Source organism: Streptomyces sp. MST-110588 (assembly GCF_022695595.1).
Classification (GTDB): Bacteria; Actinomycetota; Actinomycetes; order Streptomycetales; family Streptomycetaceae; genus Streptomyces.
Window position 1 is genome coordinate 6,924,638 of sequence record NZ_CP074380.1, and the last position, 15,303, is coordinate 6,939,940.

9 protein-coding genes and 2 pseudogenes are annotated in these 15,303 nt (G+C 70.7%); 4 read left to right on the forward strand and 7 right to left on the reverse strand.

Annotated features, from left to right (window positions below):
• Positions 1 to 60: 60 nt before the first annotated feature.
• A complete protein-coding gene (locus KGS77_RS30305) occupies positions 61 to 732 on the reverse strand; it encodes a hypothetical protein (protein ID WP_242586303.1) in 672 nt (223 codons plus the stop codon).
• A 159-nt stretch (positions 733 to 891) separates the two neighbouring features.
• On the opposite strand from KGS77_RS30305, the pseudogene KGS77_RS30310 reads away from it, so the two are divergent.
• Positions 892 to 1,913, forward strand: a pseudogene (locus KGS77_RS30310) (IS630 family transposase).
• A 54-nt stretch (positions 1,914 to 1,967) separates the two neighbouring features.
• Here the strand turns inward: KGS77_RS30310 and KGS77_RS30315 are convergent.
• The 4 genes and pseudogenes from KGS77_RS30315 to KGS77_RS30330 all read right to left on the reverse strand — a co-directional run bounded on the left by KGS77_RS30315 (position 1,968) and on the right by KGS77_RS30330 (position 4,867).
• Positions 1,968 to 2,342, reverse strand: a complete 375-nt coding sequence (locus tag KGS77_RS30315) for a peptidase inhibitor family I36 protein (RefSeq protein WP_242587784.1) — start codon at positions 2,340 to 2,342, stop codon at positions 1,968 to 1,970.
• Positions 2,342 to 2,992: a hypothetical protein gene (locus tag KGS77_RS30320; protein WP_242586304.1), complete on the reverse strand. Its 651-nt coding sequence runs from the start codon at positions 2,990 to 2,992 to the stop codon at positions 2,342 to 2,344. The genes KGS77_RS30315 and KGS77_RS30320 overlap by 1 nt, the downstream gene beginning before the upstream one ends.
• A gap of 139 nt (positions 2,993 to 3,131) precedes the next feature.
• A pseudogene (locus KGS77_RS30325) lies at positions 3,132 to 4,369 on the reverse strand (IS701 family transposase).
• Between the two features lie 123 nt (positions 4,370 to 4,492).
• Positions 4,493 to 4,867, reverse strand: coding sequence for a VOC family protein (locus KGS77_RS30330; RefSeq protein WP_242586305.1), 375 nt, complete (start codon positions 4,865 to 4,867; stop codon positions 4,493 to 4,495).
• Positions 4,868 to 5,749: 882 nt separating this feature from the next.
• Here KGS77_RS30330 and KGS77_RS30335 point away from each other — a divergent pair.
• The 3 genes from KGS77_RS30335 (at position 5,750) to KGS77_RS30345 (ending at position 14,057) form a co-directional block, all read left to right on the forward strand.
• On the forward strand, positions 5,750 to 6,199 hold the full coding sequence (locus tag KGS77_RS30335) for a hypothetical protein (protein ID WP_242586306.1): 450 nt from the start codon (positions 5,750 to 5,752) through the stop codon (positions 6,197 to 6,199).
• A 176-nt stretch (positions 6,200 to 6,375) separates the two neighbouring features.
• Positions 6,376 to 12,858, forward strand: coding sequence for a type I polyketide synthase (locus KGS77_RS30340; protein WP_242586307.1), 6,483 nt, complete (start codon positions 6,376 to 6,378; stop codon positions 12,856 to 12,858).
• Complete coding sequence (locus KGS77_RS30345) at positions 12,855 to 14,057, forward strand: cytochrome P450 (protein WP_242586308.1); 1,203 nt, start codon at positions 12,855 to 12,857, stop codon at positions 14,055 to 14,057. The genes KGS77_RS30340 and KGS77_RS30345 overlap by 4 nt, the downstream gene beginning before the upstream one ends.
• Before the next feature lie 194 nt (positions 14,058 to 14,251).
• On the opposite strand, the gene KGS77_RS30350 is transcribed toward KGS77_RS30345, so the two are convergent.
• Together KGS77_RS30350 and KGS77_RS30355 are read right to left on the reverse strand one after the other, a co-directional pair.
• A complete protein-coding gene (locus KGS77_RS30350) occupies positions 14,252 to 14,533 on the reverse strand; it encodes a hypothetical protein (RefSeq protein WP_242586309.1) in 282 nt (93 codons plus the stop codon).
• Positions 14,527 to 14,958: a hypothetical protein gene (locus KGS77_RS30355; protein WP_242586310.1), complete on the reverse strand. Its 432-nt coding sequence runs from the start codon at positions 14,956 to 14,958 to the stop codon at positions 14,527 to 14,529. The genes KGS77_RS30350 and KGS77_RS30355 overlap by 7 nt, the downstream gene beginning before the upstream one ends.
• Positions 14,959 to 15,303: the final 345 nt, after the last annotated feature.

Consider the following 15,303-nt stretch of genomic DNA (forward strand, 5'->3'; position numbering starts at 1 on the left):
TGGTCGCCCGTGCCGCTGAGATCCGCGCCACGATGCCGGCCCGCTGGGCCAGCGGCCGGTTCAGCTCCAGCAGCCGCCGGGTGATCTCGGCAGGATCCAGTTTCGGCCGGTGCGGGTGCAGGAGCGCCGTGGGCTGAGCGGGCTCGGTGGAGAAGGCCTGCGCACCTGGGCGTTTGCCCGCCCCTTGCTGAAGTCGATCGACACGCTGTGCGGGCCGTATTCGATGTCGTCCTCGTTCAGGGCGCTGACTTCCTCGGATGTGCGGCCGGTGGCCGCCATCAGCAGGACGCGGTACGGCTGGAGATCGCGATTGTGCAGGAACAGCTGGTGCACCAGGTGCCGTAGCAGCCTGCGCTTGCCGCTGCCGGGCGGAGCATCCGGCGGCAGCAGCGACCGAAGGGGCGCCGGCATGGCCTCCCACGTGGGCAGGTGCTGGCTGAGTTCAGTGACGGAACAGGCGTCGTGGGCGATGGCCCACAGCGGGTTCGCCGACTCCTGCCCTCCTCCCGCGGCGGGATCGCCGCCGCGGGCGACCAGGTCCCAGTCGGCCTGAATCCGTGCCTCGATGGCCAGGCGGTCGGCCCAGGCCGTCTTAACGATCTTCTTCTTGTCGGCGCGGGTGAACTCATCCAGCTCCGCCGTCTGCCCGCGGCGCAGGCCCAACGCCCCTTCGCCCCAGCTCGGAAGAGGCCCGGCGACCGGGCGGCCAGGGTGCTCGATCCGCCGTCCCACCAGGATGCGCAGCTTGCCGGCGAGCTAAGCCCGTATCCAGAAGTCTTGCGCGTATCGGAGGGCAAGACCGTGTGGGGCGGCAGGTGTTGACATGGCCCTCGCCGGGTGTTCGATCGAAGCGCCAGCATCGTCCGCCCACCCGGCGAGGTTGTGGTCAGTGTGCGCCCGCCCACCGTGTTCGCCAATGCGTCTGACGCCGAGCGTGAGCGATTACGGGACTTGCTGCGCGGCCGGGGCCGGACGGTGGTGCGGGCGGTGATGGTCCTGCTGTCTTTGCACGGCCTGTCACCGGCACAGATTGCCGTGCTGGTGGAGTACGACCCGGCCACGGTGCGCCGCTGGATCAGCCGCTTCAACGCCTGCGGGGCAGCGGGCCTGGCCGACCGGCCCCGCAGTGGACGGCCGAAGCTGGGCGGCCGGCGGCTGCCCACGCGGATCGCTGCACTGCTGGCGCGGCCGGGCCCCTGGACGGTCCCACGGCTGCATCGTTACCTGCACCGGCCGGTGATGAGCCGGCGCACGCTGTACCGGCGGGTGCGGCAGGTGGCCGTCTGGCGGCGGCCCAAGCTCGTCGCCCGCGGCGATCCGCGGCGCCCGGCTGTGATCGCCGCCATCACCCGCCGGTTGCGGCTGCTGCCGGCCGGAACGGTGGTGTGGGCGGCCGACGAGACTCATGTGCACCTGCGGTCCACCTGGACCACGTTCGCCCACCGTCCGCCCATCGCCACCCCGGGCAAGAACCGGCAGCTGACCGTGCTGGGCGCGCTGGAGGTGACCACCGGCGCCTTCCGCTACCGGCTCGGCCGCCGCCGTGCGGCCGACTTCCTGGCACTGCTCCAGCAGCTGGTGGCGGGCTTCCCGGCCGCCCCGGCCGTGGTGGTGCTGTGTGACAACGACCCCATCCACCACGCCCGCGTGGTCCGCGACTTCGTCGCCGCCCGCCCCGGCCTGCACCTGTGGTACGGAGCCCGCTACAGCCCGCACGACAACCCCATCGAGCGGATCTGGGGCGCGCTGAAGACGTTCATCGCGAACACCGCCACCACCTGGCCGGGCCGCCGACGACAGATCCACGCCTTCTTCCGTACCCACTCTCCCGACCAGCTCCTGACCACCGCCGCCCCTGGACCAGCCCCTGGTTCCCGAGCAGTTATCGACAGAACTTCTGGAATGGCGCTTAGCCGGTCCCCCATCGGGCTGCATCCGGCGGGGGCCGGTGGCCTGTGCGTATGGATTCAGCACTCCATGACCCACTTGTGGGAACCGCCGCTGTCGTTGGCCCAGGAGTCGGAGGCGACCTCTTGGCCGGGGCCGAGGCAGACCGTCCCGAGACCTACCTGGCCGGGGTTCTCGTAGACCTGGACGTGGTCCTTGATGCCCGGGCCAGAAACCGCATGGTTGGCCCAGGAGGAGTCCGCATCAGCGATCGGGGCCTCCCACTCGTCGTCGTCGCCGGACCAATTGACGCGCTGGCCTCCGAAGTTGGGGTATGTCCAGGCGCAGAATTCACCGCTGGGGCAGTTGGCTGCACCTGCCGGGCTGGCTGCGGCGAGGCCGCCTGTGAGGAGGAGCAGTGCTGTGGCGGCGACAGTGAGCAGCCTGTTTTTCATCATGAGGGGTCGTGGCCTTTCTGGTGAGGGGATGGCTGGGCCGCCAGCAGGCCGGCCGCGCGGTGCAGTGCGCGGTCGCGAAGCTGGCGGTAGGTGGTGATCTCTTTGCGGTGCGCGGCACGGATCTCAGCGAGTTGGGCAGGCTCCAGCCGGGCCCGCAGTTCGCCCAGGCCGCTGGCGCGTACACAGGGGGCGTCCTTGTCGGGGCAGGCGGCTCGGCGAGCGAGTGCCGCCCGGTATCTGGGGTCTTTGCCGAGCTGGACCTCTGCCTCGGGGCGCAGATTGTTGACGGTGACTTCAGCGCGGAACCAGCGGGCCTGGTCGCCGTAGAGGAAACGCTGTGCCTGGGCCAGGCAGCCGTCCGTGTGCGTGCGGACGGTATAGCCGGTGGCGAGGGTAAGCGACAGCTGAGCCGGGCCGGTACCGAAGAGCGCTTTCTCGTCCGGGGGAGGCCCGGCGGCGCCACGGGTCGTCATGCACCGGTCCACGAGCACCTGCTGGGCGGCCTTGATCAGGTCGCTGCGGCCCTGCTCCGAGGCGGGCAGCGTCGGCCGTGACTCCGCTGCGCAGCCTCCGGCAAGGACCATCGCCAGCACGGCCCCGACCGTCGTCCAGCCCACCGCCTGCGCCCGAGCAGTACTGATCGTCACACCAGTTCAAACGATCAACTACAGCCGAGGGCACGCCGTTGGGCTAAGCCCGGCGGGTTGCCTGGTATAGGCCGATACCTACTTGCCCGTGAGGATCCGTCGGACAGGCCCTTAGTACTCCAGCTGTAGGTCGTGATCTTCACGTCTGGGATGCGGCTTGCCGCCGGTAGTGACTGGTGCGTGATCGTGCCTGGTGGCGGCGGCGCCAGTCGGACCAGGCAAGCCGGTGGGCTGTGTCGCGGACGGGCCGGACGACGAGCGCGATGAACAGGCGGCAGATCTCGTTGCAGGTCAGCGGGATCAGGTCGTCCGGCGCAGGCCGGTGTGCGTGTTCGTCGGCGCGGACGACGGCGAGGAAGGTGTGGGCCAGCATTGTGAGGGTGACCCAGCGGGCCCACGAGGGGTAGCGGCGGACCTGGTGTGCATCCAGCCCGGCCAGTTCCTTCTCGCTTTGGAGGGTCTCCTGCACTCGCCATCTGGAACCCGTGACCTTGACCAGGGTGGCCGGGGATGCCGGCGTGGTGGAGTGACAGCGGTAGTAGGCGAGTTCACCCGTGCTGCGGTTGCGGCGGATCAGCAGCTGGTTGCGGCCCGGGGCCGGCTCGGTGAGGTCGATGACAGCCCGGGGGTAGAACCGCTGCCCCTTCGCGCCTCGTCGGGCCGGGAGCTTCTGCCAGGCTCGTTTGGGCACCTTCGCCGCCAGGGCATCGGCGCGGAAATTCCCCGCGCCGGTGGGCACTTCGGCCGAGCATGCCACCGCGAGGACATAGCCGATGCCGCGTTCCTCCGGAGTCGTACGGAGTTTCGGGTTGCCGCCGTAGACCTCCTCCCCGGTGACCCAGCCGACGTGTGTCCGGCGTCCAGGAATCGTTCGATCATCGTGCGGGCCAGTTCCGGTTTGGTCGCGAAGGCGGTGTCCTGGCCGAGTCCGGCTGCCCGGCAGCGGTCCGGGTCGCTCGTCCAGGAGCGCGGGATGTACAGCTCCCGGTCCACCGCCGCGTGTCCCCGGCTGCCGGCGTAGACGAGGTAGACGGCGACCTGGGAGTTCTCGATCCGTCCCGCCGTTCCGGTGTACTGGCGCTGGACGCCGACGGTGTGGGTGCCCTTCTTGACATCGCCGGTCTCGTCGACGACCAGCACCGCGGCATCGTCGTGGAGGTGCTCGACGACGTATTCGCGCACGTCGTCGCGGACGGCGTCGGCGTTCCAGACGGCCCGGCACAGCAGATGCTGCATGCCGTGCGGGGTGGTCTCCCCGGCCCATTCCGCGATGGTCCAGCAGTTTTTGCGCGGCAGGTCCGACAGCGGGCCGAGCACCAGCCGCCCGGCCCGCAGGCGGGGCTCGTAGCGGCTGAACCGGCCCACGATCTGGCTCATGGCCACCTCGAACGCTTCCCGCCATCGGGCGGGATCTCTGCTGTGGCCTGCGGCCACCGTCTCATCGTTAGTCCACACAACTCATGATGATCAACGGTGGCCGCGCCCCTGCGGTGTCTCCTGTCAGTCCCGGACGAGGCAGAACGGGTGACCTGCAGGATCCGCGAAGATGCGCCAACTCCGCCTCCTGTCCCCCGCATCGAGCAGTGAGGCACCCAGACTGAGAACCTCTTCCTGAGCTCGGTCCAGGTCCTTGACGCCCAGGCCGAGGTGGAACTGCTGAGGCCGAGCGGGATCCGGCCACCGTGATGGCTGATGGTCTTCCACTCGCTGGAAGGCCAGCACGAGCCCGTCGGTGTGGAGCGTCGCCCAGCCGTCGCCGAGCGACCACCGCGGATCCGGCTGGTTCACTACGCCGCCGAGAAGCGACTGGTAGAACCCGGACAGTGCAACGACATCGGCACAGTCCAACACCACACACTGCAGCTTGGCGATCATGAAGGGCAGCGTCTCACGACCCCTGATCACGATCTACAGCTGGAGTACTAGGTGCCACCAGCTTCGGAGGCCAGCTTGGCCGTGATGACCCGGTGTTAGCCCAAAGCATCCGCGACGACCGGGGCGGACATCTCCAGCACGTGCTGCCGGATCGCGACGGTGCGACCGACGGTGGTGTGTTGTCCCGGCTGTCCATCCAGCGGAACAGAAGTTCTGCGAGCGGTTTGGGAACGGGGGACAGCGGCTCTAGGATCCCTGATTTTGCGATCAGCACCAGGCGCTTGACCAGCAGTGATGAACAACGTGAGCAGCTACCGCCGCTGTCGTCGCCGGTGGTTGGTGAGCAGTTCTCGTTTCGAAGGCGCTCGAAGGCGTTACTTTGCGCGACACGGCGGTTGGTGCATGGATGCGGCCGCAACATGACGAGCTCGGTCTCGCGCTGCGCACCTGCCTGGAGGCACTGCATCCGCCAGTTCTTCCGAGCGATCCGCACGATAGTTGATTTCCCGCCACTTGCCAGCACGCCTGCCCTGTTGTCTCGCCTGCCGCTTGAGCCCCTGTGGCAGTGTGCGCCACACGTTTTCGCTTCAGCCGACCATGCGACGCCATGGGGACGCTACTGTCACTGGAACCACTCGTTTAACAGTGGCACCTGTTCCCCGCTGGACGTACGAGCGTTCGCTGGACCCTTGTCTCTTGTTGGTGCGCATGTGTCGGTGCGGCACTTCAGTGAAACAGCATAGCTTCGTGCCAGTAAATACGCATGATGATAGTAATACGAATCCTATTCCTCGTTTCTGTCTGGTTTTTTCGGCGTCGCAAAAAACCAGCCGGGAAACCTCAGTATGCCGGTTTTCCAATCTGGGAGAGTGAGGTATCGGAATGGGGCAGAAGCAGGTAGCGAAGTTCACCCTGGAGGTGAATTCCAAGCGGGTGCTGCCGGGCGCCGAGCGCAACGAGGTCTCCGCGGCGGGCGAGGGGCGGGTGGCCGGCACTGCGGCCTTCATCGTCTTCACCCACACCGGGCAGCCGCTGCCCGATGGCTCCGAGATCGCCACGGGAAATGGTTTCCTGCGGTCCAAGGAGGGCTGCGGCATCGCCTTCCTGCAGGGCATCGGCGGTTTCAGGTGCCAGGAGAACGAAACGCCTGCGCCACGGCAGGCGTGGCAGGGCGCGGTGGCCATCAAGAGTGAATCGCCGCAGTTCCGGAAGCTGAACGGTCGGGTCTTCTGGCTGGAGGTCCACCTGGACCTCGACGGCAACTCGGTGCACCGCTGGTTCGCCCTGGACCTGTGCGACGAGGACGAGGAAGAGGACGACTTCGGCCTCTGAGCCGGTCGTCGCACCGCTGTGGCGCTGTTCTCGGATCCGGGTCCGTTTCCGGGGGCGGTGCCACTGGCGGCTTGCCGTTGTGGTCTACGGCGTGGTGCCGGCATCGCTGCACCGAATTCGCCGTGTTGTGAAGCCGTTGAATTTCCGGATTCTGTGCGGGGAAGGGAAGGGCTGTAATGGCGACGTCTTTTTCGGACTACCCGATCGCGGTCGTGGGGGCCGGATGTCGTCTGCCCGGCAAGGTGCAGTCCCTTGCGGATTTGTGGCGGTTGCTGGCGGAGGAACAGTATGCGGTGCGCGAGGTGCCGCCGGACCGGTGGACACAGGCCGAACTGGCTGAACTCCCGGCACAGGTGCTGGCCCGAATGCGTCATGGCGGCTTTCTGGACGGGGACGTGTATGCGTTCGATGCGGCCGCGTTCGGGATGAATGAGCACGAGGCGCGGTTCGCCGATCCGCAGCACCGGCTGCTGTGGGAGGTGGTGTGGGAGGCGCTGGAACACGCCGGGATGCCACCGATGGGGCTGGCGGGGGCGCGGGTGGGGCAGTACTTCGGCTCCTACGCCAAGGACTACCTCCTGCGCACGCAGCGCGGGCCGACGGACTGTGACCCGTACACGTTCTTCACCGCCCTGGACAGCGTGGTCACCGGCCGGCTCGGTTTTCTGCTGGATGTGCGGGGTCCGGCCCTGCCCGTGGAGGGGGCGTGCGCCTCGTCGTTGATGGCGGTGCACGCGGCCTGCCAGGCCCTGCGGGCCGGGGAGGTGGAGGTGGCGCTGGCCGGGGGTACGCAACTGGCGCTGGGGCCGGAGCTGGTGGCCTCGTTCGCCCGCTGGGAGGGGTATTCGCCGACGGGGCAGTCGCGGCCGTTCGATGCGCAGGCGGACGGCTTCGTGCGGGCCGAGGGGTGCGGGGTGGTGGTGCTCAAGCGGCTCGCGGAGGCTCTGCGGGCCGGGGACCGGGTGCTGGCGGTGCTGCGGGGCTCGGCGGTGAACGTCAACGGCATGGGGACGCGTCTGACGGCCCCGTCGGCTGCGGCACAGGTGGAGGTGTACCGGACGGCGCTGGCGTGTGCGGGGGTGGACCCGGGGGATGTGGGCATGGTGGAGGCCCATGGCCCGGGGACGCCGGCCGGGGATCCGGTGGAGTTCGCGTCGGTGGCCGAGGTGTACGGGGCGGGCCGCGGCAGGTGTGCGCTGGGCTCGGTGAAGTCGAACATCGGGCACGCGGAGGCGGCCTCGGGGATGGCCGGGCTGCTGAAGGCGATCGCGGCGGTGCGGCACGGGGCGGTCCCGGCCACGTTGCACTTCACGCGGTGGAATCCGCTGATGGACCCGGACGGGACGCGGTTGTTCGTGCCGACCGCCATGGTGCCCTGGCCGGTCGCGGGTGCGGGGCGGCTGGCTGCGGTGTCGTCTTTCGGCGCCACTGGCAGCAACGGGCACGTCATCGTCGAAGCGCCCCCACAGCGTACGGCGCCCGTCTCCCGCCGTCGGGCGCCAGCCGATGCGCCCGCGCGCTCCGGTGCGGCGGGTGGTGCGGACAGCGAGGTCCGGGCGTTCTTGTTGTCCGGCCGCACGTATGGCGCGGTGCGTGAGTCCGCGGGGCGCCTGGCGCTCTGGCTGGAGGCCGACGGCGCCAACGCTTTGTTGGCGGATGTGGCCCACACGCTGGCGGTGCGTCGCTCACACTCCGTTTACCGGGCAGCCGTGACGGCCGGCGGCCGGGCGCAGTTGCTGGCGCGGCTGCGGGCCGTGCACGAGGGCCGGCCGGTGGACGGCGTGGCGCACGGGGAGCAGGTGCCGGGGGCCGGGGAGCGCGGGCCGGTGTGGGTGTTCGCCGGGCACGGCTCGCAGTGGGCCGGGATGTGCCGAGGTCTGCTGGATACGGATGCGGCCTTCACCGCCGCGATCGACGAGCTGGAGCCGCTGGTGGCGGCCGAGTCGGGTTTCTCGCTGCGTACCACGCTGACGGCCCGGCAGGTGGTGACCGGCTTCGACCGTGTCCAGCCCACGCTGTTCGCCGTGCAGATGGGCCTGGCGGCGATGTGGCGCTCTTGGGGCGTGGAGCCCGCCGCGATCATCGGCTACTCCATGGGCGAGGCCGCGGCCGCGGTCACCGCGGGGGCGTTGAGCGTGGCGGACGGGGTCGGTGTGATCTGCCGCCGCTCCCGGCTGATCCTGCGCACGGCGGGACAGGGGCTGATGGCCTCGGTGGCCCTGGGCCACCGTGAGGTCGAAGAGCGGCTCGCGCGGGAGAACGTGGTCGGGGTGTCGGTCGCGGTGATCACCGCCCCGCATCTGACGGTCATCGGCGGGGACGCGGCGCAGGTGCGCGCCCTGGCCGCACGCTGGGAGGCCCAGGGCATCGGGATCCGGCTGGTCAACGTGGATGTGGCCTCGCACACCGGGCACATGGACGCGCTCAAGACGGCACTCACCCAGGAACTGGCCGGCCTGCAGCCGAGCCCGGCCCGCGTCCCCTTTTACACCACGGCGCTGGACGACCCGCGCGAGGCGGCCGGCTTCGATGCCGCCTACTGGTTCGCCAACCAGCGTCGGCCGGTGCAGTTCGCGCAAGCCGTACGGGCGGCCTGGGACGACGGGTACCGGCTGTTCGTCGAACTCGGCCCGCACCCCCTGCTGAGCGGTGCCATCCCCGCCAGCGCCGGCGGCCCCGTCGCCGCCGTCGCGTCCCTGCTGCGCGACAGCGACGAGCGCAGCGCCTTCCTGGCGCAGCTCGCCGCCTTCCACACGGCCGGAGGGAACGTCGACTGGGCACGCCACTACGGAGACGGCCGGCTGGTGGACGCTCCGGCCACGACGTGGGAACGCCAGCACCTGTCGGTCCCGCCGTCGCGTCCCCGCGCGGCAGCAGGGGTGGCCGGACACCCGCTGGTGGGTCCGCACGTGGCGGACCCGGACACCGACGGCCGTCACCTGTGGCAGGCCCGGCTCGACCCCCAGCAGGTGCCCTGGCTGGCCGATCACACCTTCAACGGCGCCCCCGTGCTGTTCGCGACCGCCTACGCGGAGATGTGCGTACAGGCGGCCCTCGACCTCTTCGGCGGTGCGCCCGGGCACGTCCGTGTCACCGACTTGCACATCCACCGGGCGCTGGCGGTAGCGCGCCCGGTGACGGTGACCGCACACGCCACCCTTGCCCGCCCCGGCCGGGCCGAGTGGGCCGTGGAGACGGGCAACGCCCAGGACGGCCGCACCCACCACGCCACCGCCCGCCTTGAGCACCTGGACCTCAGCGCCCCGGCTTGGCAGGACGCGCCCGAACAGCCAGACCTCGATGCGCTGCGGGCCGCCCACCGCCACGCCATCGACACCGGCGCCTTTTACACCGACGTACGGGAGACGCTGGGCGTGCACTACGGCCCGGCCTTCCAGGGGCTGCGCTCGCTGCGGGCGCACGACGGGCCGGACGGCACCAGCGTCCTCGCCTCCTACAGCCTGCCCGACGCCGCCCGCCCGGCCTCACGGCACCTGCACTGCCACCCGGTCATCCTGGACACCGCCGGCCAGGCCGCGGTCGCGGCGTGGCGACACGCCACCGAGACGGCCGAAGGCGGCATCGTCGTCACCCGCATCGGCTGCCTGCGGCTGTACGGCGAGCTTCCGGCCACCGGCTGGCTGCACGCCCGCACCCACCAGGCGGGCCCGCGCTCGGCCCGCGCCACGGTCCGCATCCTGTCCCCGGGCGGAGTCGTGGCGGCCGAACTGGCCGGCATCGAACTGACCAGCGTGCCCACACGCCGCCCCGACGAACACCTCCAGACCCGGCTGCTGGGCCTTGACTGGAGCGAAACCCCCCTGCCCGCCGTCCCCGCGGACACCACCGGGCGCTGGCTGCTGGTCCACACCGGCAACGGGCGGCCCTTCGCCGAAACCCTGGCCGCCGCCCTGTCCGCCAGCGGCACCCGCGCCGGCCTCGCCCCAGCCGACGACACCCCCGCACTGCGACCGCCCCCGGGCGATGACCACCACCGGGTGACCGGTGTGGTCTTCGTGCCCGGCACCGCAGGGGCCGACGATGGCGACCAGGCGATCGCCCTGGCGCAAGAGCACGTCATCCGCCTCGTGCACCTGGCCCAGGTGCTCACCGCCGGGGACGACGGCGGGGGCCCGGTGCGGCTGTGGGCGCTGACCCGCAACGCCGAGACCACCGCGGCCGGCGAGATGCCCAACCTGGCTCAGGCCGGGCTACGCGGCGCCCTGCGCACCCTCGGCTACGAACACCCCCGGCTGACCCCCACCCTCCTCGACACCGACGCGCACACCTCGCCCAACCGCCTCGCCCGAGAACTCCTGACCTGCCCCGCCACCGAGGACCACATCGCCTACCGCAACGGACGGCGCCTGCTCGCCTGCCTGCGCCCCGCCCCCTTGACAGCCGGTGACCGGCGCCGCCGCACCGCCGACTTCACCCGCGAGCGCGCCGACCTCGCCGCCCGCACCCCCGGCGACCTGGACTCGCTCGAACTGATCGCTGTCCCCCGCCGGCCCCCGGGCCCGCGCGACGTCGAAATCCGGGTGCACGCCACCGGCCTGAACTTCTCCCATGTCCTGACCACGGCGGGCCACTACGCCCGCCCCGGACAGGACCCGCAACTGCAGACCGCCTTCGACTGCGCCGGCACCATCAGCGCCGTCGGATGCGAGGTCACCCACCTGCGCGAGGGCGAGCGGGTCGCCGCCTTCGCCGCGGCCCCCTACCTCGGCTCCTCCTACGTGACCGTGCGGGCCGACTGGCCTGTCCTGCCGGTCCCGGACGCCATGAGCCTGACGGACGCCGCCTGTCTGCCCATCGCCTACCTCACCGCCTGGCACGGCCTGCGCAACCTGGCCCGCCTCCAGGCCGGACAGCGCGTCCTGATCCACTGCGCCAGCGGCGGCATGGGCCTGGCGGCCGTCAACGTGGCCCGGCTGTGCGGGGCCGAGATCTGGGCCACCGCCGGCACCGAAGCCAAGCGCACCTACCTGCGCGGCCAGGGCATCGGCCAGGTGCTGGACTCCCGCACCCTGGACTTCGCCGACCACCTCCGCCAGGCCACCAACGGCCACGGCATCGACGTCGTCTGGAACTGCCTGGCGGGCCCCGCCCAGGCCGCCAGCCTGGACCTGCTCGTACCCGGCGGCCGCTTCATCGAGATCGGCAAGAAGGACGTCTACGACGGCACCCGCCTCAGCCTCGTCCCCTTCGGCCGCAACCTGTCCTTCCACACGCTCTACCTCACCCGCGACTGGCCCCAGCACCCCGAGCTGACCCGCACCGCAACCGAGGTCACCCAGGCCCTGGCCCAGGGCCTGCTGCCGCCCCTGCCCGTCACCGCCCACCCCGTCACCGACGCCGCCGACGCCTACCGCACCCTGGCCCAGGGCCGGCACACCGGCCGCCTCGCCCTGACCTGGCCCGCCCACGGCAGCGCCGAACTGCCCGTACGCCCCCAGGACGTGCCCCTGGTCCGCGACGACGGCAGCTACCTGATCACCGGCGGCCTCGGCGGCCTCGGCCTGCTCGCCGCCCGCTGGCTCACCGACCATTACGCCGGCACCGTCATCCTCACCTCACGCGACGCCCCCGACCCCCACACCGGGCAGCACATCGAAGAACTAAGGCAGCGCGGCACGCGTATCGAAGTCGTCCTCGGCGACATCGCCGCCCCCGGCACCGCCGAGCGCCTCGTACAGGCCGCCACCGCCACCGGCCACCGCCTCGCCGGCGTCCTGCACGCCGCCGCCGTCATCGAAGACGCCACCACCGAAACCCTCACCGACGACCTCATCCGCCGCGTCTGGCACCCCAAAACCACCGGCACCTGGCGCCTGCACCAGGCCACCGCCACACACGACCTCGACTGGTGGGTGGCCTACTCCTCCGCCGCCTCCACCCTCGGCAACGGCGGACAGACCGCCTACGCCGCCGCCAACGCCTGGCTGGAGGAGTTCACCTCCTGGCGCCGCGCCCAGGGCCTGCCGGCCACCTGCATCGCCTGGGGCCCCTGGGCCGACGTCGGCGCCGGAGCCTTCATGCAGGCCCGCGGCTACGAAATGATCGCCCCCGAAGAAGGCATGGCGGCCCTGCGCCACCTCCTGGCCCACGGCCGCCCCCGCACCACCTACACCCCCGCCGACTACCACCGCTGGCTGCAAGCCCACCCCACCGCCGACCGCCTCGCCTACTTCGCCCCCCTGCTCGGCACCACCGCACACGCCACCGACACCGGCCCCAACCTCTCCACCGCCCTCGCCCGGTGCACCACCCAGGCCGAACGCCACCACCTGCTCCAACAAGCCGTCATCACCCACACCGCCACCGTCCTGCACCACGACCCCGCCGCCCTGACCCCCGCCACCGCCTTCAACGCCATCGGCCTGGACTCCCTGATGTCCACCAGCCTGCGCAACAAGCTCGAACATGACACCGGACTACGCATCCCCCCCAGCGTGATGTGGGCCCAGCACAACCCCGCCGACCTCACCCACTACCTCCTCGAACAACTCCCCACCCCCGCCCACCAATGCACGGCACCGAACGGAAACACCCACACCTCCGCAGCCGGGACACCACCGCCCCCGAACGCCTCGGCCCCCACCACCGGACCCACCGGAACCGGCCTGCGGCCAGGAGCAGGAAGCCCGTCACGATGACCGCCGCTACGCCCGCACCGCTGACCCTGCAGGCCCTGGGCATCCCCGCCGTCCGGCACAACCCCTACCCCCTGTACCGGCAACTGCGCGAAACCGCACCCGTCCTGTGGGATCCCGTACGCCACCACTGGACCGTCACCCGCCACCACGAAGTCACCCAAGCACTGCGCTGCCCGGCCCTGCACGCCGTACCCCGCCGCCTCGGCCCCCGCACACCACCCACCCTGCGCCTGCTCAACACCGCCATGCTCGACTCCGACCCACCCGACCACACCCACCGGCGCCGCGCCTTCACCAAAGCCTTCACCCCGCGCCTGACCGCCGACCTCGCCCCCGCCATCACCCAGCACGTCGACACCCTCCTCAACCGCGTGCACGATCACGGCCGCATGGACCTCATCGAAGACCTGGCCGCCCCACTGCCCCTGCACACCATCGGCCAGATGCTCGGCGTACCACCGCAACAACGCACCCTCCTGCACGCCGGAGCACGCGGGTACGCCCGCCTGTGGGGCGGCGACGAAACAGACCAGACCACCGTCAGCCAAGCCGTCACCGACGTCACCAGGGCGATCGACTACTGCCGCGAACTGATCACCCAACGCCGCCACGCCCCCCGCTGCGACCTCATCAGCCGCCTGGCCTCACCAGCCGACCGGGCGAGCTCGCTCAGCGACGGCGAACTGGCCGCCAACCTCTTCATGGTCTTCACCGCAGGCCACTACACGACCACCGACTTCCTGGGAAACTCCGTCATCGCACTCGCTCACCACCCGCACCAATGGCAACAACTGTGCGCAGACCCAACACTGGCCCCGTCAGCCGTCACCGAACTGCTGCGCTACGAAGCCCCCGTCCAGTTCGTCATCCGCCTGGCCGCACAAGACCTCACCCTTGCCGACCAGCACATCACCACCGGCCAGCTCGTCGTCCTCCTGCTCGCCGCAGCCAACCGCGACCCCCGCGCCTTCCCCGATCCCGACCGCCTCGTCCTCACCCGCACCCCCAACCACCACCTCACCCTCGGCTTCGGCATCCACTCCTGCCTGGGAACAGCCCTGGCCCGGATACAAGGCGAGATCACCCTGAGCCGACTGGCCATCCGCATGCCTCGCCTCCGCCCGGCCGGCGACACCATCCATTGGAAGACCACCGCCGGACTCCGCGGACCTCTCCGCCTCCCCGTCCGCTGGGACTGACCACCGCTCCACGGCCGAGTGCCCGGGCTCCGTAAGGCGGGCCAGCGCGGTCAACCGTGCACGCCGCGTCGCCCCGCGTGGCTGGCATACGCGGGTCACGCCACCACACAGCCCAGCCGTCGCTGAACTCGCGGTCACGGTTGACACGCCGACCGCTCCAGGCGACGAACCGCAGCGCTACCCAGGCGGCAGGTTCACCAACCGTCCGGCGTCTTCGGATAGGCGCTAAGAGTCGGCAGGCCCAGCCGGATACTCTCCCGCTCCCGTCGGTTCCGCCCAAGGCGGTACACGAACCGATGCACACCGTTGTGCCGCTGATTGCGGGCCCCCACGGCCACCAGTGCCTCCCGCAGCCAGACCTTCGGGTCCACGCCGGCGCGAGGAACTGGCGCGCCCAGCCGAAGCAGCAGCTTCTCCGCATACTCGTGGCCCTGCTCCTGGCGGCGCACCTTCTGCGCCATGCGCTCGTTCAGCACAACACCGCGTTGGGCAGCAGCTTGACCGTCCGCGGTACCGCCCGGCCCATGTAGAGCGCGTTCGTGGCCTGGTAGATCGTGCCCACGTGCCCGGCAGTTACCAGGGTGCCGGAGGCATCTCTACGCGGCACGGGGTCGGCGAACGAGACGACCCCGCGTACACCGAGCACCAGGAGTTCGTCGAAGCAGCGGGCCAGGAACCAGCTTTCGGCGTTGGTCGGGACCTCGTCCACGAGGACGAACCGCGAGCACTCCAGGGACTCGATGTATGGCTGGAGGTCCGGGAGCGGCCTGGTCAGCACGGCGGCCGTCACCGGCACCCCGAACACGGCCACCCCGCACAGCTGCGGTTCGTTGGCACCGATGTCGTACAGCCCGAAGCGGAACCGCGCGGAGGGGAAGGACGCGGAGTAGTGGTGCCCCACCACAAACTCTTTCGCCGCGGTCTCGGGCAACGCCTCAACCGCGTACCGCCGAGCATCGAACCCGCCTTCGCTGACGTGGCGGAAGGAGTGTCGTCTGCCTCGCCACCCCTGACACCGATCGGAGGCGTTGGGGATCTCGGTCAAGTCGTCGAATGGAAGGGTGCCCTGGACGAGTTTCAAGGATCCGGAGCCCATCACCCTGATACCGTCATCGGCCAAGCGGCAACACGCGAGAACCGTCCGCAGAACCGGTGAGTCCCGCGGTGTCGGAGATTGTCCTGTCCGTGCGAGCGGAGGTGAGCCGACCACGGACGAACCCACAAGGACGCTCATGGCGTCCTGTCC

Coding starts and splice junctions, on each gene's coding strand:
- KGS77_RS30315 (WP_242587784.1), bottom strand. CDS start 2,342: ATGAAAAACAGGCTGCTCACTGTCGCCGCCACAGCACTGCTCCTCCTC.
- KGS77_RS30330 (WP_242586305.1), bottom strand. CDS start 4,867: ATGATCGCCAAGCTGCAGTGTGTGGTGTTGGACTGTGCCGATGTCGTT.
- KGS77_RS30335 (WP_242586306.1), top strand. CDS start 5,750: ATGGGGCAGAAGCAGGTAGCGAAGTTCACCCTGGAGGTGAATTCCAAG.
- KGS77_RS30340 (WP_242586307.1), top strand. CDS start 6,376: ATGGCGACGTCTTTTTCGGACTACCCGATCGCGGTCGTGGGGGCCGGA.
- KGS77_RS30345 (WP_242586308.1), top strand. CDS start 12,855: ATGACCGCCGCTACGCCCGCACCGCTGACCCTGCAGGCCCTGGGCATC.